This window comes from Rhizobium sp. BK060 (genome assembly GCF_014193145.1).
In the GTDB taxonomy this organism is placed as follows: domain Bacteria; phylum Pseudomonadota; class Alphaproteobacteria; order Rhizobiales; family Rhizobiaceae; genus Rhizobium.
This window is the reverse complement of the sequence record NZ_JACHYW010000023.1, coordinates 1-22,053: the sequence shown is the minus strand read 5'-3', so window position 1 is coordinate 22,053 and position 22,053 is coordinate 1. Positions and strand designations below refer to the sequence as shown.

The following is a 22,053-nucleotide window of genomic DNA, read 5'->3' as shown; positions in this document are numbered from 1 at the left end:
CCGGTCTTCCGAGGAAACCGGATGAAGACACTTTACGGCATCCAATATCTGCGCGCCTTCGCGGCACTTGCCGTCGTGGTCTTCCACGCAGCGGAAAGGACCGGTGAGCATTTCGCCATTGGTGCCGCCGGCGTCGACGTCTTCTTCGTGATCAGCGGCTTCATCATGTGGGTCATCAGCGACCGCAGACCGATGACGCCGCAGGGTTTCCTGCTCGACCGCATTCGGCGCATCGCGCCGTCCTACTGGCTGGTGACGAGCGTGATGATCGCCGGTGCCGTGGTCGGCCTGTTTCCGAACCTGAAGCTGACCGGCGCCCATATCCTTTCCTCGCTCTTCTTCATTCCCGCTCAGTCGCCGAGCACGGGTGATATCTGGCCGGTCCTCGTCCAGGGTTGGACGCTGAATTTCGAGATGTTCTTCTACGTGTTGTTTGCCGGGGCGCTTTTCCTGCCGCGTCGCTGCCGGCTGGCGTACCTGACGGTCGTCTTCGGAGGCTTTTTCCTGATCGGCCTTCTCTTCGAGCCCGCATCGCCGGTGCTCAAAACCTATACCCGGCCGATCATTCTGGAGTTCCTCGGAGGCGTTCTTCTCGCCGAATTGTGGATCAGGCGGTGGATTGCAGGCACCAGTCTGGGGCTTGCTTGTGTCGGCGCATCGCTCTCCGGCTTCGCCACCATCTTCCTGATCGGAGCCGATTTCGATGAAGCGATCTGCGGGCCCCTTGCCATGGCGCTGGTCTACGGCATGGTGTCCCTCGAGGCGGGTGGGAGCATCGGCCGCGTACCGCTTCTCACCTATCTCGGCGATGCCTCCTATTCGATATACCTCTGGCACACGCTGGCGATTTCCGTGATCGCCAAGGCTGCCGGCGTGGTCGGGCTGTCGACAACGCCGACCATCGCGATCGCCGTTGCCGGCGGTACGATCCTCGGCGCGGCTGCCTACGAGCTCGTCGAGAAGCCGCTCCGGAAGATCTGCCAGTCAGACCTGCTCAAACAGAATGCGGTCGAGCGGCGTCCTTCATGAAGAGGTTTCGGGGACAGCCTCCTCGGAGGGCGGCGCGGTCTCGGCCTGCGCGACAGGCTTTTTCCGGCGCGCGCGCAGCACGACGTAGAAGACGGGTGTCAGGAACAGGCCGAAAATCGTTACGCCAAGCATCCCTGAGAAAACGGCCGTCCCGAGCGATTGACGCATTTCGGCGCCGGGGCCGGTGGCGATCATCAGCGGCACGACACCGAAGATGAACGCAAAGGCGGTCATCAGGATCGGCCGTAGACGCAAGTGACTGGCCTCGATCGCGGCTTCAACGGCCGACTTGCCTTCATCCTGCGCCTGTCTTGCGAATTCCACGATCAGGATGGCGTTCTTGGCCGCCAGCCCGATCAGCACGATCAGCCCGATCTGGGTCAGGATGTTGTTGTCCATTCCGCGCAGATGGACGCCAAGCAAGGCAGCCAGGATTGCAAGGGGAACGATGAGGATGATGGCAAGCGGCAGGACCCAGCTCTCATACTGTGCCGACAGTGCCAGGAAAACGAAGACGACCGACAGGGCGAAGATGTAGATCGCCGTGTTGCCGGTGTTTCGTTCCTGGAAGGCGATTTCCGTCCATTCGAAGGTTGTTCCTGCTGGCAGCAACTGCTTCGCAAGCCCTTCCATCTTGTCCAACGCCGTGCCCGTCGAAACGCCGGGAGCGGCGTTACCCTGTACGGGTACTGACACGTACATATTGTAATGCTGGACGAGTGAAGGACCGCTGGTATCGCGGATATCGACCAGTGTGCCAAGTGGGACGAGTGCGCCGGTCGCGGATCTTACCTTGAGGGCGAGGATATCGTCACGCTCGACGCGATATTGCTGATCGGCCTGCGCGCGCACCTGGTAGACACGCCCGAAGGCATTGAAATCGTTGACGTAGGATGTACCGAGATTGATCGACAGCGTATCGAATATGTTGGAGATCGGTACGTTCAGCATACGCGCCTTGTCGCGGTCGATTTCAAGGAAGTACTGCGGGCTATTGGCGGAGAACGTCGTAAAGACGCCGGTCAGACCCTCCGTCTGGTTGGCCATGCCCATTAGCTGGTAGGCGACGCCGAGGATGCGGCGCATGTCCGAACTTTCGCGATCCATGAGCTGCATCTTGAAGCCGCCGGCATTGCCGATACCGGAGATTGGCGGTGGCGGGATGGCGATGATGAAGGCCTCCTGGATCGCCTGCAGGCTCCCGTATAGCTGTCCGATGATCTTGGTTGCCGTCTGGCCGTGCTCCAGGCGGTTTTCGAAAGTATCGAAGGCGGCGAAGACCACGCCGGAGTTGGAGGCGTTGGTAAAGGTCGCACCGCTGAACCCGGAGAAGGCCACGGCATTCTTCACGCCTGGCGTGTTGCGGATGATTTCCGAAGCACGCTCGATAACCGCGTCGGTGCGGGAAAGCGCTGCACCGTCAGGCAATTGCACGACGACGATGGCGTAGCCCTGGTCCATGACCGGGACGAAGCCACTCGGAACGATCCTGCTCATATAGTATGTCGCCCCCAGCAGGCCGACGAAAACCAGCAAGGCGACGCAGAGTGCGGCGACCGTCTGCACAGTGTGCCGCACGATCCAGGAATAGCCTGCACTGAGCTTGTCGAAGCCGTTGTTGAACCCATTGGCAAGCGCGCTCCCGAAACGCGCGATCGGGTTGCGAGGTTTCTCGTGCTCCTCGTGTGGCTTCAATACCAATGCGGCGAGGGCTGGCGAGAGGGTCAGTGAGTTCAGCGCCGAGATGGCGGTGGCGACCGAGATCGTCACGGCGAACTGCCGATAGAACTGACCCGAAATGCCGGGGATGAAGGCAGTCGGAACAAAGACGGCGATCAGCACGAGCGAGATTGCGACGACGGCCGTGCCGACTTCGTTCATCGTCACATGTGCGGCCTCCCTCGGCGTCATCCCCTTTGCCAGGTTGCGCTCGACGTTTTCGACGACGACGATCGCGTCGTCGACAACGATGCCGATTGCCAGCACGAGACCGAACAGCGTCAGCATGTTGAGCGAGAAGCCGAAGGCAAGCAGAAAGGCGAAGGTGCCGATCAGCGAGACCGGGATGGCAACGATGGGGATGATCGCCGTGCGCCAGGATTGCAGGAATATGAGAACCACGATGGCGACGAGGATCGCGGCTTCAGCGATCGTCTTGTAGACCTCGTTGATGGATTCCGCGATAAATTCGGTCGGGTTGTAGACGATGTCGTAGCTGAGACCTTGGGGAAAATCCTGAGCGACGGTGTCCATCGTCTTCTTGATTTCAGCCGCAGCCGCGAGCGCGTTGGTTCCGGGGCGCGCGAAAATGCCGAGCGCGACGGCGGGCTTGCCATTCAGATAGCTGTTTGTGACGTAGTCCTTGGCGCCGAGTTCGATGCGGGCGATATCCTGCAGCTGGACGAGACGCCCTTCCGCGGTCGCCTTGACGATGACATAGCGGAATTGCCGGGCATCCGAGAAACGCCCCTGCGTCGTCACCGTATATTGGAAGGCATTGGTGCCGGCGGCCGGCGGCCCACCGATCGAGCCGCCGGAAACCTGCACGTTCTGTTCGCGCAAAGCGTCGACGACGTCGCTGGAGGTCATGCCGTAGGCCGACAGTTTCTGCGGATCGAGCCATATGCGCAGCGAATATTCACGCTCGCCGAAGAGGATGACGTCGCCAACGCCATCGAGGCGAACAAGCGTGTCGCGGATGCGAGTGCGCGCGTAGTTGGAGACATAGAGCTGATCGTAGCGAGAGTTGGGTGACAGCAGATGCACGACCATCATCAGGTCGGGCGAACTCTTTGCTGTCGTGATGCCGATGCGCCGAACCTCTTCAGGAAGGCGAGGTTCGGCAATGGCAACGCGGTTCTGGACAAGGACTTGCGCCTTGTCGAGGTCTGTGCCGAGTTTGAAGGTCACTGTGAGTGCCATCGAACCATCGGCCGTCGAATAGGAAGACATATAAAGCATGTCTTCGACGCCGTTGACCTCCTGCTCGATCGGTGTCGCCACGGTGTTGGCAATAGTCTCGGCGTCAGCGCCGGGATAGGAGGTGCGGATCACAATGGTCGGCGGCGCAATCTCGGGGTATTGCGCCACGGGCAACTGAAAATAGGCGATGGCGCCGACAATAAGCAGCACAATAGAAAGCACCGACGCAAAGATCGGTCGGTCGACGAAGAAGTGCGCAAATCTCATCGGCTGAGCTCCAGGCCGGCGGCTTCCGGCGCGATCTCTTCGCGGCTTTGCGCCAGCTCGACCATCTGCGGCGTGACCTTGCTACCCGGGCGGGCGCGCAGAAGGCCATTGATGACGATCGTCTCGTTGCCGTCCATGCCTTCGCGGATGACGCGATAGCCGTAAAGGCGTGGTCCAGGCCGGACCGGCTTTGCGGTGACCGTTCCGTCGTCTCCAACGACGTAGACGACGCGTTGGTTCTGGTCCGAGCCGATCGCTTCGTCCGGCACGAGGATCGCCTTGTAGACATTCGAGGCCTCAACGGAGACGCGACCGAACAGACCTGGTTGGAGCACGTAGTTCGGATTGTCGAATCGCGCGCGTATGCGCTTCGTACCGGTCTCGCTGTCTATGCGATTTTCAGCGAAGTCGAGCTTGCCTTTGAATGGCTTTTCGTTGGAATCCGTGATCCTTACCTCAACTTCGACGCCCCCACCGCCCTCCTGCAGATCGACCCCGCGCTCGCGGGCGGTCTGCGCGAAATTGAGAAGGCGGCGCTCGTCGACGTCGAAGTAGAAGTCGATCGGATCCACCGTAACGATGGTCGTCAACACTGATTGATCGGCCTGGACAAGGTTGCCGACGGAGATCAGCCGGCGGTCGATGCGCCCGCCGATCGGGGCCGTGATCTTTGTATACTCGAGGTCGAGCGCTGCGCGATCAGCCGTCGCTTGCGCGCCGCGGACGTTTGCCTGCGCCGAAACCCATTCGCGCCGGCGGTCGTCAAGGATCGATATCGACTGGCTGCCGCTTGTTGCCAGGCTCTCGGCCCGCTTGAACTGTGCCTCGGCGTAGACGAGCGTTGACTTGGCTACTTCCAGTGCTGCGTTCGCTTCGTTCAGGGCGGTGATGAACGGCCTTTGGTCTATGACGAAGAGCAGGTCGCCCTGCTTGACGAGTGCGCCGTCGGTGAAGTGCACCTCCTGCAGGTAGCCCCCGATGCGTGAGCGCACTGATACCTGATCGACTGGTTCGAAGCGGCCAATGAATTCGTCATTGTCGACGACATCGCGCACGACAGGCTTTGCGACTGAGACGGGAGGAGGGGCGGCGGCTGGCTGCTGTGCCATCGCCGCGGTGAACGGCATGAGAGCAAAGGAGCCGATGGTCAGCAGGTGTCGAAGCAAGGAAGGCATGGCGGTTTCCTTATCCGGACGGCCGCAAGTGCTGCCGTCGCTTATGCTGATGTGCTGCGATTCATGTCTGCATGTCTCTGAACAAGGGCGCTCCCTCATTCACCTATGCCATTGCGAATTTACAATCGCGGCTGCAGGCCGCGCACGCGTGCTTGTCATCGCGAAAAAGTGATCGAACGAAGATCACTGCATTTCCGATAACCCTCTGGATTTTTACTTTAAACGGCTGCCGATCGAAATTGCAAATGCCAACCGGTTGCAATTTCGAAAGACCTTCGAAATTTCTGCGCGTATTCCAGTGCGGCATTTTGGCCGCAGCTGCGGAATCTGGGAGGGACCCTATTGTGCCCTGCCCACGCTTAATATATCTGGGCATATTATAAGTGTGCTTATCAATTATCGGCACTGTCTCCTATGAATGGCAATCCCACTCTCGGCTTCCTGTTGCACGACGTCGCACGGCTGCTTCGCAAGCGGTTCGAGCAGCGCGCGCGTTGCCTTGGGCTCACGCGGTCGCAATGGCAGACGCTTGCCTACCTGCGCAGCAACGAGGGAATCCACCAGGGCGGGCTTGCCGAGATCCTGGAAATCGAGCCGATCACACTTGTCCGCATTCTTGACAAACTCGCCGACCGCGGTCTCATCGAGCGTCGTCAGCATCCGACCGATCGCCGCATCTGGCTTCTCTATGTGCGTGAAGAGGCACACCCGCTGCTTGCCGAGATGCGCGACCTCGGTGAGCTGACGCGCGGCGAAGCATTCGAGAGTATCTCTCCCGAGCAGCGGGACCAGCTGTTCGACATCCTATCCGCAATGAAGACGAACCTAGTGCAGGCCTGCCGAACCCCGGTAGCCGCAAATGAGACCAGACATGGCTGAGAAGTCCTCCCTGCGCGTCGTTGCCGACGCAAATGCCAAAAACCCAGTTGAAGAAAATGACGCTTCCCCTCGCGAGGAAACAGTAGCCGAGGCGCCTTCATCCAATTCAGCGCCCGCTACTGCTGTGGCTGCGCCCGGCGGTGCGAAGGTCCGCCGCCGGCGCAGCACGCGGCCCGTTCTGTTCGCGTTGCTGCCCGTCGCGCTCGTCATCGGTGGCTATTACTACGTCAACGGCGGCCAAGTCATGTCGACGGACAATGCCTATATCCAGGCTGACATGGTCGGTCTGACGACCGACGTTTCGGGTATCGTCGACCAGATCAGCGTGCACGAGAACGAGGCTGTCGAGAAGGGCCAGGTGCTCTTCAGCTTGCGCCAGGATTCCTTCAGGATCGCACTCGACGGTGCGCAGGCGCAGCTTGGCGCCGTGCGCAACCAGATTCTCAATCTGAAGGCCAGCTATCAGCAGTCGCTTGCTGAGATCACACAGGCCGAAGCCGATATTCCCTACTATCAGACCGAGTTCGACCGCCAGCAGAACCTCCTGAACAGCTCGGCTGCGACACGTGTCGCCTATGACCAGGCCAAGCACAATCTCGACGCCGGTCATCAGAAGGTTGCCGTTGCCAAGGCCGAAGCGGCAGCGACGCTGGCGCAGCTCGGCGGCAATGCCGACCAGCCGGTAGAACAGAATCCGCTCTATCTCGAAGCCAAGGCGAAGGTGGACGATGCGCAGCGCGAACTTGACCACAGCGTCGTCAAGGCGCCGTTCGACGGCATCGTGACAAACGTCAACTCGCTGCAGCCGGGCTCCTACCTGCAAGCGTCCACGCAAGCCTTCTCGCTGGTTTCGGCAAGAAACCTCTGGATCGCCGCGAGCCCGAAGGAAACGGAACTGACCTATGTCAAGCCGGGTCAGCCGGTGACGATCTATGTCGACACCTACCCTGGCGTGGAGTGGAAGGGCAAGGTCGAGAGCATCAGCCCGGCCTCTGGTTCCAGCTTCTCGCTGCTGCCGGCGCAGAACACGACCGGCAACTGGGTCAAGGTCGTGCAGCGCATTCCGATGCGGGTCAGCATCGATGACGCCGCCGGCAAGCCGCCGCTTCGCGTCGGCATGAGCACGGTCGTCGACGTCGATACGGGTCGTTCCCGCGGTCTTCCGGATTTCGTTTCCAAGCTTTTGGGCCGCTCTGGCGGCAAGGACCATGAGTAACGCTGCATCGCCGGCCACCCCGGTCGCCAATCGCGGCGCGATCACGGCTTGCGTCATCCTGGCCGTGATCATGCAGGCGCTGGACACGACGATCGCCAACGTCGCGCTGCCCTATATTCAGGGCAGTGTCTCGGCGAGCGCTGACCAGATCAACTGGGTTCTGACCTCCTATATCGTGGCGGCTGCGATCATGACGCCGCCGTCCGGCTTTCTGGCCGCCAAGTTCGGGCGCAAGCAGGTACTGCTGGCGGCAATCGCGGGATTTGTCGTTGCCTCGGTCTTGTGTGGCTTGGCTCAAAGCCTTCCTCAGATTGTTGCCTTCCGACTTCTCCAGGGCCTTTTCGGCGCGTCTTTGGTTCCACTCTCTCAGGGCATCCTCCTCGACATCTACAGTGTCGAGGAGCGCGGCTCGGCCATGGCCTTATTTGGCGTCTCGGTCATGGTCGGGCCGGTCCTGGGACCTGTCATCGGCGGCTGGCTGACCGATAACATCAGCTGGCGCTGGGTGTTCTACATTAACGTGCCGATCGGCGCGCTGGCGTTTGCCGGCATCGTGATCTACGTCACCGAGACGAAACTGGATGCGTTGGCGAAGCTCGACTGGTTCGGGTTCGGAATGATGAGTCTCGGCATCGCAGCGCTGCAGCTGTTCCTCGACCGCGGCGAACAGCTCAACTGGTTCGCGTCCGGCGAGATCATGATCGAGGCGATCGTCTGTGCCGGCGCCTTCTATCTGCTGATCGTGCATACGCTGACGGCGGAAAAGTCCTTCGTGAATCCGAAGCTGTTCCTCGATCGCAATTTCTCGGTGAGCATGCTCTTCATCTTCGTGATCGGCATCACATACCTTGCCTCGCTTGCGCTGATGACGCCCTATCTGCAGACGTTGATGGGCTACCCCGTCATGACCGCCGGCATCGTCATGGGGCCACGCGGCCTCGGCACGATGCTCTGCATGTTCATCGTCGGCAGGCTGATCGGCAAGGTCGACACGCGCCTGCTCTTGGTGTTCGGTCTCGGCCTGACGGCCTGGGCGATGTACGACATGACCGGCTGGACGCCTGATGTTTCGCAGTGGACGATCGTTTCCGTCGGTTTCGTCCAGGGCGCCGGGCTCGGCTTTCTGTTCGTGCCACTGACGACGATCGCCTTCTCGACGCTGCCGGCGCACATGCGCGGCGACGGAACCGGCCTCTACAACCTGTCGCGCAATATCGGCTCGAGCGTCGGCATCTCGATTGTTTCGGCGCTGCTCGTGGAGAACGCGCAGGTGAACCACGAGAACATCGCGGCCTATGTGACGCCGTTCAACCGCGCCTTCGAGGCGACGGCGGCGCAGGGGATGAGTCCGTTGACTGCTGCAGGTCGCGCCTCGCTCAACGAGGTCATCACCCTGCAATCGACGATCATAGCCTATATGGACGATTTCAAGCTGCTGATGCTTATGTCGCTCGCGGTCATTCCGCTGGCGCTGCTGCTGCGCAAGCCGAAAGTCGCCCCAGCGATGGATCACAGCGCCGTTATGGAGTGATGCTCAGCGAAACGGTTTGCTGAGATAGCGAGATCCGGAGATGCCGAAGCGCCATGGTGCTTCGGCATTTTTCGTTATGCCGATCCGTTTGCCGGCGACAATTTCGACGGGAGCCGACGGGGCAATCGAGAAGGGCGGCCGGTCGAGCAGCCTGTCATTCAGCGTGAGGTTGATACCGAGCGCCTGACAGAGCTTGCCGGGACCGCTGCAGAGCTGTGTCAGCGCATCGTTGCTGCGGCGCTCCATCATGGTGGCGATGCCGGCTTCCGGCTCGATTGCGCGGATCAGCACTGCCGAGCCGGGCGTGCAGACAAAATTCAAGCACCAGTGCATGCCGTAGATACGGTAGATGTAGACATTGCCTGGTCGGCCGAACATCGCACCATTTCGTGGCGTTGGGCCGCGGAAGCTGTGCGAGGCCCCGTCATCGGGATAGTAAGCTTCGGTCTCGGTTATGCGGCCGCCGACATGGCCAACGCGCAGATGGCAACCGAGCAAATCTCGGGCGACAGCGATAGCATCACGCTCGAAATAGCGCGTAAGTTCCGGGCCGGCGAGGGGAACGGCGCCGATCGCGCCAACGGCATGTGTCATCTGTTTCGGGCTTCCGGTATCTCAGACCCTAATGACCGACCTTCGGGTCGTGTGCCGAGATGGAGGAACCCGTTACCGATACGGGGTCGCTTGCCGGGAAGGTATCCTCGAGACCTTCTTCCAGTTCTTCTTCGAGAAGCGCAGCATCCTTGCCGCGTGCGCCATCGGCCTGTGAACTCTGGAGTGTTGTCGCGAGCAACGCCCTTGCACGGGTGATCGCATTGTCGCTCGTCAGGCCGGGAGAGGCAGCGGCATAGAGCGTGACCGATATGTTATTGCCCGACTGCTCCGTGAAGATGACAACGAAACTGCCTTCCTTCGGATGCACGGTGACGTCTGTAATGGCCATGGAAGATCTCCCGGTTCTGACAGCTGACCCCAAGTGAAACGCTTTTCGCTAGGATTGTCGAGCAAAGACCTTCACCAGCCAATCGATGAAAACGCGAACACGGGGTGAGAGCTGCCGGTTCCGCGGGTAGAGCAGGGAGACCGGGGTTTCCGTCAGCGGGAAATCCGGCAGGACGTGAACGAGTGTGCCCGCCGCGAGATCCCTTTCGGCGTGATATCGCGGCACCTGTATCAGGCCGAGGCCGAGCCTCGCCACCGACATGAAGCTTTCGGCGGCGTTGACGGTCACCGTCGCGGGCAGGGTGACATTGCGGATGCTGCCGCCGACCATGAATTCCAGTGGTAGAACGCCGCCCGTCGCAGTCGAGCGGAAACCGACCATGCGGTGGCCATCGAGCCTGTCCGGATGCTCGGGCAGGCCATGCTTTTCGATATAGGCGGGAGCGGCAAGGGTAACTTCCTCCAGCATGGCGACGCGTCGCGCCACCATGTCGCTGTCATCAGGCGTGCTGACGCGCAAAACGCAATCGATGCCCTCGCGGACGAGATCAACCAGCCGATCGCCCTCGCTCATGTAGAACTCGATATCCGGATACATCTCCAGAAAAGACGGCAGGCTCGGCAGCACATAGTGCCGGGCGAGCGTGCCATGCACGTCCACGCGCAACATGCCCTTCGGCTTGGCCCCTGCAAAGGCGCCCTCCGCGTCCTCGATATCCGCGAGGATGGAGATACAGCGCTGATAGTAGGCTTCGCCGTCGAGCGTCGGGCTGACATGGCGCGTCGTCCTGTGCAGCAGGCGCACGCCAAGGCGTGCCTCCAACTGCTTGACGGCATCGGTCACCGTGGAGCGTGGCAGGCCGGTGTCTTCGGCTGCGAGCGTGAAGCTGCGGCGCTCCACGACGCGGGAGAACGCCCGCATGGCATCGAATCTGTCCATCTTATTTGTTCGTCATATTCGGATAGTGATGCCGAATAATGGCTGATTATCCGCAATTAGAAAAGCGGCATCTTCTGCTCATCGAAAACGCGCCGAGGCGCAACGAAGAAGGAGAAAGGCAATGAGCAACAACGAGAGCAAAGTCGCACTGGTTACAGGTGCTTCGAGGGGCATCGGCGCCGCAATCGCCGAACGTCTGGCCAAGGACGGTTTCACCGTCGTCATCAACTACTCCGGAAACGTCGCGCTCGCCGAGGAGCTGGTGCAGAAGATCGAGCAGTGTGGTGGCAAGGCGCTGACCGCGCAGGCGGACGTCAGTAATCCCGAAGCCGTCCGCCGGATGTTCGATGCGGCGGAAGCAGCCTTCGGCGGCATCGATGTGCTCGTCAACAATGCCGGTATCATGCAGCTTTCGTCGATTGGCGATGCTGACGATGCCAATTTCGATCGCCAGGTCAGCGTGAATTTGAAGGGTACTTTCAACACCCTGCGCGAAGCCGCAAAGCGGCTGCGAAACGGCGGTCGCATCATCAACTTCTCGACGAGCGTCGTCGGCCTGAAGCTAGAAAATTACGGTGTCTATGCGGCAACGAAGGCAGCCGTCGAAACACTGACGGCGATCATGTCGAAGGAAATGCGCGGTCGCGACATCACCGTCAACGCCGTGGCTCCGGGGCCGACAGCAACCGACCTCTTCCTCGATGGGAAGTCGGATGAGCTGATCGCTCGCATGGCCAAAATGAACCCGCTGGAGCGCCTGGGAACACCGGACGATATCGCTGCCTCGGTCTCGTTCCTCGCCGGCCCGGACGGCTCCTGGATCAACGGCCAGGTGCTGCGCGCCAACGGCGGCATGGTCTGATCTTTGGCGCCCGTGCGGCGGGTTGGTCCCGCCGCCGATCTCACAACAACAGCAATCAACCGTCACCCCTTGAATATCGACTAAGGAACAGGACAATGGATAAACAGGTCATCGTCATTACCGGAGCATCCAGTGGCTTCGGCGCTCTCACCGCCCGTACTCTCGCCAGGGAAGGGCATATCGTCTACGCCGGTATTCGCGATACAGTCGGCCGCAACGCGAAAGCCGTTGCCGATATCGCGGCCTTCTCGCGGGATAACAATGTCGATCTGCGTTCGGTCGAACTTGATGTGGTCTCCAACGCGTCTGTCGAAGCCGGGATCGCCAAGGTCATCGCAGAGGTGGGCCAGCTCGACGTCGTCGTCCATAATGCCGGCCATATGTCGTTTGGCCCGGCTGAGGCATTCACGCCTGAGCAATATGCGGAGTTGTTCGACATTAACGTGCTGTCGACACAACGGGTGAACCGTGCAGCGCTTCCCCATATGCGCAAAGAGGGCAGAGGGCTGGTTGTCTGGGTGTCGTCGTCCAGCACACGCGGCGGCACGCCTCCCTATCTGGCGCCCTACTTCGCTGCCAAAGCCGCGATGGATTCGGTTGCCGTCTCCTATGCGTCGGAGCTTGCCCGGTGGGGCATCGAAACCGCGATCATCGTGCCGGGCGCCTTCACCAAGGGAACCAATCACTTCGCACACTCCGGTTCGCCGGCAGATGCCGCGCGTGCCGCCGAGTACAATGATGGCCCCTATAAGGGCGTGCCGGAACAGGCGCTGCAGGGGCTGGCGGCTCTTGAACCTGCTGACGCCGACGCAGGCTCGGTCGCGAGGGCGATCACTGAGGTCATTGCCATGCCGTTCGGCACACGTCCGTTCCGTACCCATGTTGACCCGTCCAAGGACGGTGCCGAGGTCGTCAATGGTGTCGCCGACCGGGTTCGCGCCGAAATGTTCCGGCGCATCGGCCTGGAGGATCTCCTCAAGCCGGCCATTCACTAAACCATGGTACTCGCCATTGTTGCGTTTTTGCGAACTTGCTGTGCACGAATCAGCACTTAACAAATGGCAGGAAGCAGGCCTATATTATTGGTGCAAAGGCGACTGGAAGACCTCCAACTCCGGGCGCCTACCTCAGATACCGGCCGAGCCATTTCCCTGGTGACGCGGCAGGGTCTGAAAGGAATTTGATGACAGACATTGCGGCCCGTCGAAGGAACACCTTCCGGGCCGCAACTGTCTCACGGATCGTTCAGTTTCGCGTCCGAAAGCAATTTCACCAGCCAATCAACGAAGACCCGGACCTTGTTGCTGAGGTGCCGGTTCGGCGGATAGACGATGTAGAGCGGGAATGGTTCACGGCTCCATTCCGGCAGGATTTCCACGAGGTCGCCTTTGGCCAAAGCGTCACGGATCATGAAGCGCGGCAGCTGTGCGATGCCAAGCCCGTTCAATGCTGCATTGACGAAAGTCCGGCTGTCATTGACCGACAGCAGGTAACGCGGATTGATCTCCAGATCCTCATTGTCCTTGCGAAATTCGAAAGGAAGCGTCCGGTTGGTCTGCGCGCGGAAGTAACTCACTGAATAATGGTCGTTTTCGAGCTCTTCGGGGCGGGTCGGAATGCCGAATTTTTCGATATAAAGTGGTGCCGCGCAGGTGAGCATTTCGACTTCGGAAACACGCCTTGCGATCAACGATTGGTCGGCCGGCGTGCCGCCGCGAAGCGCGCAATCGACGTTTTCTGCGAGGTAGTCGACGGTGCGGTCGCCCACGCCGAGGTCGACGCGGATATCCGGATATTTCTGGTAGAAGTCGCAGAGCGCGGGTACGACGATCCAGTCGGCGAATGCGCCGGCCATCTCGACTCGCAAGCGACCGGTCGGTAGCCCTTGTGAGTTCGACAGACTGCCGTCCAGCTCCTCTAGCTCGGAGACGATCTGGGCCGCGCGTTCATAGTAGAGAGCGCCGTCGGTCGTCACCATGACCCGGCGTGTGGTGCGGTTGAGAAGCTTGGTGTGCAGATGCGCTTCAAGCCCCTGGATGAGATTGGTCACCGTCGCCTTGGGCATGGCGAGCGTGTCGGCGGCCCGTGTGAAATTGCCCGTCTCTACGACGCGGATGAAGGCGCGCATTGCCGAGAGCTGGTCCATCGGAAATCACCTAAGCAGGTTGCACTGCGGTATTGTTCGAAATTCGGAACAGTGTAATCGCGCTATCGCTTCTTATTCCGACAATGGAATAACAATATCTTTTCTGCAGAAATTGCAAGCCATCTCGGCTCGCAATACGCTATGCGGGTCAAACGCGAGCCGAAACGATGACGGTGCAGGTGAAAGACATGGTGATGGAGAAGGTGGCCACCGGCCCCGTTTCCGCACGCGTCTATCAGGGCGCCGAGTTTGGCAAGGGCTCGCCGATCGTTCTGTTTTTTCATGGCGGCGCTTTTCTGCAGTCGGGCGTCAAGGATAGCGTGGTTGCAGAGAGCTTGGCGAAGGCCGGCGCGATCGTTGCCGTCCCGGATTACAATGCGCCGCTCGGCAATGTCTTTCCGAAGCCGCTCGAAGTCGGCTATTCGATCTTCTCTTATCTTGCCAACAAGCGCGCGTCGGGTATTGGCGATCGGAACTCGTTGTTGATCGTGGCAGGCGAAGAGGCGGGCGGCAATATTGCTGCCGGCGTCGCTTTCAAGGCACGTGACCATTATGCGGATGCGCTCGATGGCCAGGTTCTGATTTCGCCGCTGCTTGATCCATTCATGGGCACGTCCTCGATCCGCAAGGCGGATGGCATCGGCATGCGGCAGCGTTGGGCCGAGGGCTGGAGCCACTATCTCAGTGGCGGCGGCTGTCACCCCTACGCGGCACCGTGTTTGTGTTCGCGTATTGCAGGGGTCGCGCCGGCACTCGTTCTGACGGCAGAGGATGATCCTCTTCGTGACGAGACGCTGGGTTACGCCGACCGCCTGAAGCAGGCAGGCGTTGCAGTTCGCCGGAATGTCCTCCCCGCCGGGGCAGGCTGGCCATCGCTTTACGGCGGGAAATCCGAACAGGCACCGAATTGGGAACAGACGATCACCGACCAATTCGAAAGCTTCGTTCGGGATATTAGCAGCCAACCTATTGCATTGAAGACGAACTGATTGAATCCGGCCACTGAGAGAGGGCCGTAAGGAGAGTAACAATGACGTCCAGTAAGAAGCGCTGGGCCCTCGTGGGCGCCGGCCTAGGACTTGCCGCGTCCGTTTCGGCCGCAGCCATCTTTTTCGAACTGCCGATGAGCACCACTGCCACGGCTGCTTCCGCACCTGCGCAGGCTCCCGCTGTGCCGGTGACGGTTGCCATCGTGGCCAGCCGTGACGTAACGACATGGCAGGAGTTTTCCGGCCGGCTTGAGGCTGTCGACCGCGTGCAGATTCGTTCACGCGTGGCCGGAGCCATTCAATCCGTGCACTTCCGTGAAGGCGCGTTGGTGAAGGCGGGCGATCTGCTTTTCACCATCGATCCCGAGCCCTATCAGGCGGCTGTTTCCCAGGCAGAGGGCCAGGTGGCCTCTGCCGAGGCGAAGGTCAACCTCGCGCAGATCGAGCTGGAGCGCGGCCGCAGGCTTTCGGATAACAAGACGATTTCGCAGAGCGATCTCGACCAGCGCCAGAATGCCTTCACCGAAGCGCAGGCCGGTCTCCGCACCTCCCAGGCGGCCCTCCGTTCGGCACAGCTCGAGCTTGGCTACACCGAGGTCAAAGCGCCGGTTGCTGGCCGTGTGGGCAAGATCGAGATTACCGTCGGCAATCTTGTTGCTGCAGGCTCCACGTCTCCCGCTTTGACGACACTCGTGTCGGTCGATCCCATCTACGCAAGCTTCAATGCCAGCGAGGAAATGGTCACAAAGGCACTCGCCGAGCTTCCGGCTGCTGATGGCGCCGTCCCTGCCGTCGAGCAGATCCCGGTCGAAGTCGGGACGCTGGCCGATCAGGGCACTCCGATCAAGGGCAAGCTGCAGCTGATCGATAATCAGGTTGACGCGGCAAGCGGCACGATCGGCGTTCGCGCCGTCTTCGACAATCCTGGCGGCAAGCTGATCCCCGGCCAGTTCGTTCGGGTCCGCATGGGCGAGCCGAAGGCCGAAAACAAGATCCTGATCAGCGACCGCGCAATCGGCACCGACCAGGACAAGAAGTTCGTGTTCGTCGTCGATGCCGAAAACAAGGTCAGCTATCGACCCGTCCAGCTTGGTACTGCAGCGGAAGGCCAGCGGATCGTTGAAAGCGGCCTGACTGTCGGCGACAAGATCGTCGTCAATGGCCTGCAGCGTATCCGTCCGGGCGCAGTGGTTGCGCCGCAGGCGGAAGAGAAAGTCGCCACGGCTCAATAAGCCGAAGCATCCGGAGCGTCTCGGCGCTCCGTGAGAATTCCGAAATGACGTGATCCACCGGCGGCCTCCCAACCGCCGGAGAGGGTCGTTGCATCCCAGTTTCATCCCGGAGAGGGCTTTGAAATGAATTTCTCTAGATTCTTTGTCGACCGTCCGGTGTTCGCCGGAGTCCTATCGGTCCTCATCGTGGTCGCCGGTCTGCTTGGCCTGCGCGCATTGCCGATCTCCGAATATCCGGAAGTCGTTCCGCCATCGATCGTCGTGCGCGCCACCTATCCCGGCGCAAACCCGGAGGTCATCGCGCAGACGGTCGCGACGCCGCTCGAAGAACAGATCAACGGCGTCGAGGGCATGCTCTATATGTCCAGCCAGGCGACTTCCGACGGCGTCATGACGCTGACGGTCACCTTCAAACTCGGCACGGACCCTGATAAGGCACAGCAGCTCGTGCAGAACCGCGTTTCGCAGGCCGAACCGCGTCTGCCGGAAGAGGTGAAAACCATCGGCATCACGACGGTCAAGAGCTCTCCCGACCTGATGATGGTCGTGAACCTGATCTCGCCTGACAACCGCTACGACATCACCTATCTGCGCAACTACGGCGTCCTCAACATCAAGGACCGGCTGGCGCGCATCGATGGCGTGGGTCAGGTGCAGGTCTTCGGTTCGGGCGACTATTCCATGCGTGTCTGGATCGATCCGCAGAAGGCTGCCGAGCATGGCCTTGCCGCCAGCGACGTCACCAATGCGATCCGCGGCCAGAATGTGCAGGCGGCGGCCGGTACCATCGGCGCTTCGCCGAGCCTGTCGGGCGTGGACCTGCAGCTCAACGTCAATGCGCAAGGTCGTCTGCAGACGCCCGAGCAGTTCGGCAACATCATCGTCAAGACCGGATCCAATGGCGAAATTACCCGTCTTCGTGACGTCGCCCGGATCGAACTCGGCGCCGCCGACTATTCGCTGCGCTCCATCCTCGATGGCAAGCCGGCCGTCGCCATCCCGGTCTTCCAGTCCCCCGGCTCCAACGCCATCACCATCTCGGACGAAGTCCAGAAGACGATGGAAGAGCTGAAGACGGCCATGCCCGATGGCGTCAGCTACGAGATCGTCTATGACACGACGAAGTTCGTCCGTTCGTCGATCGAGAAGGTTGTCGACACGCTGCTCGAAGCTATTGCGCTCGTCGTCATCGTCGTCATTTTATTCCTGCAGACATGGCGTGCCTCGATCATCCCGCTGATTGCCGTTCCGGTCTCGATCATCGGCACGTTTGCGGTGATGTATGTCTTCGGCTTTTCCATCAACGCACTCAGCCTCTTCGGCCTCGTCTTGGCGATCGGCATCGTGGTGGACGATGCGATCGTCGTGGTTGAAAACGTCGAACGAAACATCGAGAACGGGCTCAGTCCGCGGGCCGCGACCTACAAGGCAATGAAGGAAGTCTCGGGCCCGATCATCGCGATCGCACTCGTGCTCGTCGCTGTCTTCGTGCCGCTCGCCTTCATCAGCGGCCTGTCGGGACAGTTCTATCGCCAGTTCGCGCTGACGATCGCGATTTCGACCGTCATCTCGGCCTTCAACTCGCTGACATTGTCGCCGGCACTCGCGTCGCTCTTGCTGCAGGACCATCACGCCAAGCGTGATTGGCTGACACGCGGCATGGATGCCGTCTTCGGCTGGTTCTTCCGTGGCTTCAACAAGGCCTTCGGTGCCGGTTCCCGGGGCTATGGAAAGGGCGTCGCCGGCCTCGTGTCGCGCAAGAGCATCGTCATGCTGGTGTATCTCGCGCTAGCCGGCGCGACCTACGGCCTGTTCAACGCCGTGCCTGGTGGTTTCGTGCCGGCCCAGGATAAGCAGTATCTGATCGGCTTTGCCCAGCTGCCGGATGCTGCGAGCCTAGACCGCACCGAGGACGTCATCAAGCGGATGAGCGACATCGCGATGGCTGAGCCCGGTGTCGCACATGCCATCGCCTTCCCGGGCCTGTCGATCAACGGCTTCACGAACTCCTCTAATGCCGGCATCGTCTTCGTGACGCTGAAGGATTTCGAGGAGCGCAAGTCGCCGGCGCTTTCGGGCGGTGCGATCGCCATGTCCCTGAACCAGAAGTTCGGGGCGATTCAGGATGCCTTCATCGCGATGTTCCCGCCACCGCCGGTCAATGGTCTCGGCACGACGGGCGGCTTCAAGATGCAGCTCGAAGACCGCGCCGGTCTCGGCTATCAGGTGCTCGACGAGGCCAATAAGGCGATGATCGCCAAGGCTTACCAGACGCCTGAGCTGACGGGCATCTTCTCTGCCTATCAGATCAATGTTCCGCAGCTCTATGCCGATCTCGACCGTGAGAAAGCGGAACAGCTAGGTGTCTCGGTGACTGACGTTTTCGAGACATTGCAGATTTATCTCGGTTCGCTCTATGTCAACGACTTCAACGCCTTCGGCCGTACCTACAGCGTGCGCGTCCAGGCCGACGCCAAGTTCCGCGCACAGCCCGAGGACATTGGCAAGTTGAAGGTTCGTTCGGCATCGGGCCAAATGATCCCGCTGTCCGCGCTCCTGAAGGTGAACGCGACAACCGGGCCGGAGCGGACCAACCGTTATAACGGTTTCCTCTCCGCCGATATCAACGGCGGTCCAGCTCCGGGCTTCTCGTCAGGTCAGGCTCAGGCGGCGATCGAGAAGATTGCCGATGAGACCCTGCCGAAGGGCATCAGCTTCGAATGGACGGATCTGACCTATCAGCAGATCCTGGCGGGCAATTCCGGCGTGATCGTCTTCCCGCTGGCACTGCTGCTCGTCTTCCTCGTGCTCGCGGCACAGTATGAGAGCCTCGCCTTGCCGATCGCGATCATCATGATCGTGCCGATGGGCGTGCTGGCGGCTTTGACAGGCGTCTTTATGACCGGTGGAGATAACAACATCTTCACGCAGATCGGCCTGGTGGTGCTTGTCGGCCTCTCGGCGAAGAACGCGATCCTGATCGTGGAATTCGCCCGCGAGCTGGAATTTGAAGGAAGAACTCCGGTCCAGGCTGCAATCGAGGCAAGTCGCCTGCGTCTACGCCCGATCCTGATGACCTCAATGGCGTTCATCATGGGCGTCGTGCCGCTGGTGGTCTCGACCGGTGCGGGTGCCGAGATGCGTGCCGCCATGGGCGTGGCCGTGTTCTCCGGCATGATCGGCGTCACCTTCTTCGGCATCTTCATGACGCCGGTCTTCTACGTGCTGGTCCGCAGGCTGTCGGGCAACCGTCCGCTGATCCAGCACAAGGAGCACGAGCACGAGCAGGAAGAGAACGAAGCGAAAGTCATACGGCTCGCTGCCGAATAGCCCCCACTCCGCAGCGAGACGTGGAAAGGCGGAGCATTGCTCCGCCTTTCCTGTTTTCATAGGCTGACCATGCGGCCATGTCTCGAAGGATAAAACCGGGCGAGGGGATGCGTCGAAGCTCACCGAGCGTGGCATCAGCCATCTCGATGTGCCGGTTTCGGGCGGTGTCGTCGGGCGACTGCCGGTACGCTTGCGATCATGGCGGGCGGCTTCGCCGAAAGCCGCATTCTGGACTTCTACGGCCAACGAATGGTCGATCGCGACTTGGTACTGCCGGTCCTTCGAAATTGCAGCTCAAGGATCTGAACAACATTGTTGCAACGGCAGGAAGTCTCGCTTTGACCCTGTCGCTGACGGAGGCGGTCCGTGCTGAGTTTGCCGAATTTGTCGAACATGGTGGCGGTAAGACCGATCACAGTGGTCTGCTGTTGCAGCTCGAAGAAAAGAACGGTCGTTGCTCGAAAGGCTGAATTGCCCAGACACTCCGATCTCTGCCAAGATCGGTGATGCGCTCGGCCTACAATTGTTGATGGATTTTTAGTGTGTTCTAATTAATCTCTCGCCAAAAGGTTGGTTCTGCATACATAATGCTTCTCCATTGGAGCCCACCGATATTGTTACTTAAAGCTGCATGAGGCTTGGACGGCGTTGGCATCGAGCAGTCCCACACGGTCCGAACGAGAGTTTCAGGATATCCTGCGGCGCCTTGAGCTTGCACTCGACGCGTCACAGATCGGCGTGTGGGAGCACAACCTCGATCAGAATGAGATTTCCTGGGATGTCCAGATGCATCGGCTTTACCAGACCGGGATGCGGAGCGGTCCGGTCCCGACCGCCATCTGGTCAAACGCGATTCACCCCGACGATCGCGAACGCGCCGAGAAGGAGTTCGACGACGCCGCTGCCAAGCAGGGGCAATATAACTCGGAATTCCGGATCGTTTGGCCAAACGGCGAGATAAGACATATCCGATCGCGCGCTCATTTCTATGTGAACGAGGAAGGGTCGCCTTCCTTCATCGGCGCCGAGTGGGACGTTACATCAGACGTGCTTCTTGCGAACGAGGCAGCGCGCCAGCGCGCGGTCGCCGAGGCGCGGACCCTGGCTTTGGAAGAGAGCAGCGCACGCATCGAATATGCGGCGGAACATGATTATCTGACAGGCCTTCCCAACCGCCGCCTTTTCGACAAGCGCCTGGCGGAACTGGCCGAGGATGCCTCAGTCTCCACGCTTGCGGTTCTGCATCTCGACCTCGACGAGTTCAAGCAGATCAACGACAGTCATGGCCACGCGGCGGGCGACACCGTATTGCGTGCCGCGGCCTTGCGGATCGAGGCCGCCATTCCGAAAGCCGCGATGGCGGCGCGTATCGGCGGGGACGAATTCGTCATCCTACTCGTCAATTTCGGAGGGTTGACGGAACTGAACCGTATGGCGTGTGACGTGCAGCGGCGCTTGAAGAAGAAGATCCGCTTCGGCCACGAGATGCTGCAATCAGGAGCGTCGATCGGCATTTCCTGGTCTGCAGATCGTTTGGGATCCAACCTGCTCGCCGAGTCCGATATCGCGCTCTATGAGGCAAAGACATCTGGGCGCGACCGCATCGAATTCTTCTCACAGCAGCTCAAAGACGATCTGATGGGCAAGCGGCGCCTTGCCGAAGAGCTGAAGCTTGCGCTGGAGCAAGGCGATATCATTCCATTCTACCAATTGCAGCTCGATGCCCACACCCGCGATATCGTAGGTATCGAGGCTTTGGCGCGTTGGCATCATAGCGAGCGCGGCACCCTCTCGCCCGGTATCTTCCTGAAGATCGCGGACGAGTTCGGTCTGTCCTCTGAGATCGATGCTTCGATCCTCCGACGCGTGCTCGCGGACCGGCTGAACTGGGGGCAGCATGGAACGACCTTACCGCGGATTTCGGTTAACATTTCGGGACAGCGTCTCTACGATCCGCAATTGATTGACGATCTCGAAACGCTCGATATACCGGACGGCGCCCTGGTGTTCGAACTGGTCGAGACGATCTTCCTGGATGATTGCGACGATGAGCTTCTGCAGACTGTCGATCGCATCAAGCAGATGGGCATAGAAATCGAGATCGATGATTTCGGTTCCGGCCACGCATCGCTCATCGGTCTTGTCCGACTCCGCCCGGCGCGGCTAAAGATCGACCGGCAACTGGTGAGCGAGGTGGACACCTCCTCCGAGCAACGCCGCGTCGTCAAGTCGATCGTCGAGATCGGCAAGGCTCTCGGTGTCGACGTGATCGCGGAGGGCGTGGAGACCGAAAACCATGCCGTGACGCTGGCCAAGCTCGGCTGTCACACATTGCAGGGCTTCGCGCTGGGCCATCCGCTGCCGGCATCCGAGATCGATAGCATCTTTGCTTCGAAAAAGGAGGCGCTAGCGGCCAACCTTCGCCGCTAGCCCCGCAGTAGAGCATTTACGGCTCGAGTTCGCCGCGTGCTTCCAGATACCAGTCGACAAAAGCCTTTACGCCGACATCCAGTGTCGTCTCCGGCTTGTAGCCGGTCAGAGCCAGCAGCAAATCGGGGCTGGCGAAGGTGCGCGGCACGTCACCCTTTTGCAT

Annotated in this window: 16 protein-coding genes and 2 pseudogenes; 11 read left to right on the top strand and 7 right to left on the bottom strand. The window is 60.4% G+C overall.

The window, feature by feature from the left end; translation table 11 throughout:
- Positions 1-21: 21 nt before the first annotated feature.
- Positions 22-1,029, top strand: coding sequence for an acyltransferase (locus tag FHT71_RS22625; protein ID WP_132592930.1), 1,008 nt, complete (start codon positions 22-24; stop codon positions 1,027-1,029).
- Here the strand turns inward: FHT71_RS22625 and FHT71_RS22620 are convergent.
- Positions 1,024-4,218, bottom strand: a complete 3,195-nt coding sequence (locus FHT71_RS22620) for a multidrug efflux RND transporter permease subunit (protein ID WP_132592928.1) — start codon at positions 4,216-4,218, stop codon at positions 1,024-1,026. The genes FHT71_RS22625 and FHT71_RS22620 overlap by 6 nt on opposite strands.
- The gene (locus tag FHT71_RS22615; protein WP_132592926.1) at positions 4,215-5,393 is read right to left on the bottom strand and encodes an efflux RND transporter periplasmic adaptor subunit; all 1,179 of its coding nucleotides are present in this window, start codon (positions 5,391-5,393) and stop codon (positions 4,215-4,217) included. Before FHT71_RS22615 ends, FHT71_RS22620 begins: the two co-directional genes overlap by 4 nt.
- A gap of 414 nt (positions 5,394-5,807) precedes the next feature.
- Here FHT71_RS22615 and FHT71_RS22610 point away from each other — a divergent pair, with 414 nt between their 5' ends.
- From FHT71_RS22610 to FHT71_RS22600, 3 genes are read left to right on the top strand one after another with little or no spacing between them, the layout of a single operon-like run.
- The gene (locus FHT71_RS22610) at positions 5,808-6,272 is read left to right on the top strand and encodes a MarR family transcriptional regulator (RefSeq protein ID WP_183722138.1); all 465 of its coding nucleotides are present in this window, start codon (positions 5,808-5,810) and stop codon (positions 6,270-6,272) included.
- A complete protein-coding gene (locus FHT71_RS22605) occupies positions 6,265-7,488 on the top strand; it encodes an HlyD family secretion protein (RefSeq protein ID WP_183722135.1) in 1,224 nt (407 codons plus the stop codon). Before FHT71_RS22610 ends, FHT71_RS22605 begins: the two co-directional genes overlap by 8 nt.
- The gene (locus FHT71_RS22600; RefSeq protein WP_132592920.1) at positions 7,481-9,019 is read left to right on the top strand and encodes a DHA2 family efflux MFS transporter permease subunit; all 1,539 of its coding nucleotides are present in this window, start codon (positions 7,481-7,483) and stop codon (positions 9,017-9,019) included. Before FHT71_RS22605 ends, FHT71_RS22600 begins: the two co-directional genes overlap by 8 nt.
- A 3-nt stretch (positions 9,020-9,022) precedes the next feature.
- On the opposite strand, the gene FHT71_RS22595 is transcribed toward FHT71_RS22600, so the two are convergent.
- The 3 genes from FHT71_RS22595 to FHT71_RS22585 are packed head-to-tail and all read right to left on the bottom strand — an operon-like array spanning position 9,023 to position 10,901.
- Complete coding sequence (locus FHT71_RS22595; RefSeq protein WP_183722132.1) at positions 9,023-9,613, bottom strand: DNA-3-methyladenine glycosylase; 591 nt, start codon at positions 9,611-9,613, stop codon at positions 9,023-9,025.
- A gap of 28 nt (positions 9,614-9,641) precedes the next feature.
- Positions 9,642-9,962, bottom strand: coding sequence for a hypothetical protein (locus tag FHT71_RS22590; protein ID WP_007790580.1), 321 nt, complete (start codon positions 9,960-9,962; stop codon positions 9,642-9,644).
- A gap of 48 nt (positions 9,963-10,010) precedes the next feature.
- On the bottom strand, positions 10,011-10,901 hold the full coding sequence (locus tag FHT71_RS22585) for a LysR family transcriptional regulator (RefSeq protein WP_183722129.1): 891 nt from the start codon (positions 10,899-10,901) through the stop codon (positions 10,011-10,013).
- Between the two features lie 121 nt (positions 10,902-11,022).
- Between FHT71_RS22585 and FHT71_RS22580 the strand changes: the two genes are divergently transcribed.
- Both FHT71_RS22580 and FHT71_RS22575 read left to right on the top strand, forming a co-directional pair.
- Positions 11,023-11,763, top strand: a complete 741-nt coding sequence (locus FHT71_RS22580) for an SDR family oxidoreductase (protein WP_132592914.1) — start codon at positions 11,023-11,025, stop codon at positions 11,761-11,763.
- Positions 11,764-11,858: 95 nt separating this feature from the next.
- A complete protein-coding gene (locus FHT71_RS22575) occupies positions 11,859-12,758 on the top strand; it encodes an SDR family oxidoreductase (protein WP_183722126.1) in 900 nt (299 codons plus the stop codon).
- A 239-nt stretch (positions 12,759-12,997) separates the two neighbouring features.
- Here FHT71_RS22575 and FHT71_RS22570 read toward each other — a convergent pair whose 3' ends face one another.
- The gene (locus FHT71_RS22570; RefSeq protein ID WP_007790571.1) at positions 12,998-13,909 is read right to left on the bottom strand and encodes a LysR family transcriptional regulator; all 912 of its coding nucleotides are present in this window, start codon (positions 13,907-13,909) and stop codon (positions 12,998-13,000) included.
- Positions 13,910-14,076: 167 nt separating this feature from the next.
- On the opposite strand from FHT71_RS22570, the gene FHT71_RS22565 reads away from it, so the two are divergent.
- From FHT71_RS22565 to FHT71_RS22545, 5 genes and pseudogenes are all read left to right on the top strand, one after another.
- Complete coding sequence (locus FHT71_RS22565) at positions 14,077-14,898, top strand: alpha/beta hydrolase (protein ID WP_007790569.1); 822 nt, start codon at positions 14,077-14,079, stop codon at positions 14,896-14,898.
- 41 nt (positions 14,899-14,939) lie between these two features.
- Complete coding sequence (locus FHT71_RS22560) at positions 14,940-16,130, top strand: efflux RND transporter periplasmic adaptor subunit (protein WP_007790566.1); 1,191 nt, start codon at positions 14,940-14,942, stop codon at positions 16,128-16,130.
- A gap of 123 nt (positions 16,131-16,253) precedes the next feature.
- Positions 16,254-19,460: an efflux RND transporter permease subunit gene (locus FHT71_RS22555; RefSeq protein WP_132592910.1), complete on the top strand. Its 3,207-nt coding sequence runs from the start codon at positions 16,254-16,256 to the stop codon at positions 19,458-19,460.
- 109 nt (positions 19,461-19,569) lie between these two features.
- A pseudogene (locus FHT71_RS22550) lies at positions 19,570-19,930 on the top strand (NAD-binding protein); the annotation flags it as partial.
- Positions 19,931-20,108: 178 nt separating this feature from the next.
- Entirely contained in the window at positions 20,109-21,890 is a 1,782-nt protein-coding gene (locus FHT71_RS22545) for a GGDEF domain-containing phosphodiesterase (protein ID WP_007790560.1), read from the top strand.
- Between the two features lie 16 nt (positions 21,891-21,906).
- Here FHT71_RS22545 and FHT71_RS22540 read toward each other — a convergent pair.
- A pseudogene (locus FHT71_RS22540) lies at positions 21,907-22,053 on the bottom strand (UDP-glucuronate 5-epimerase); the annotation flags it as partial.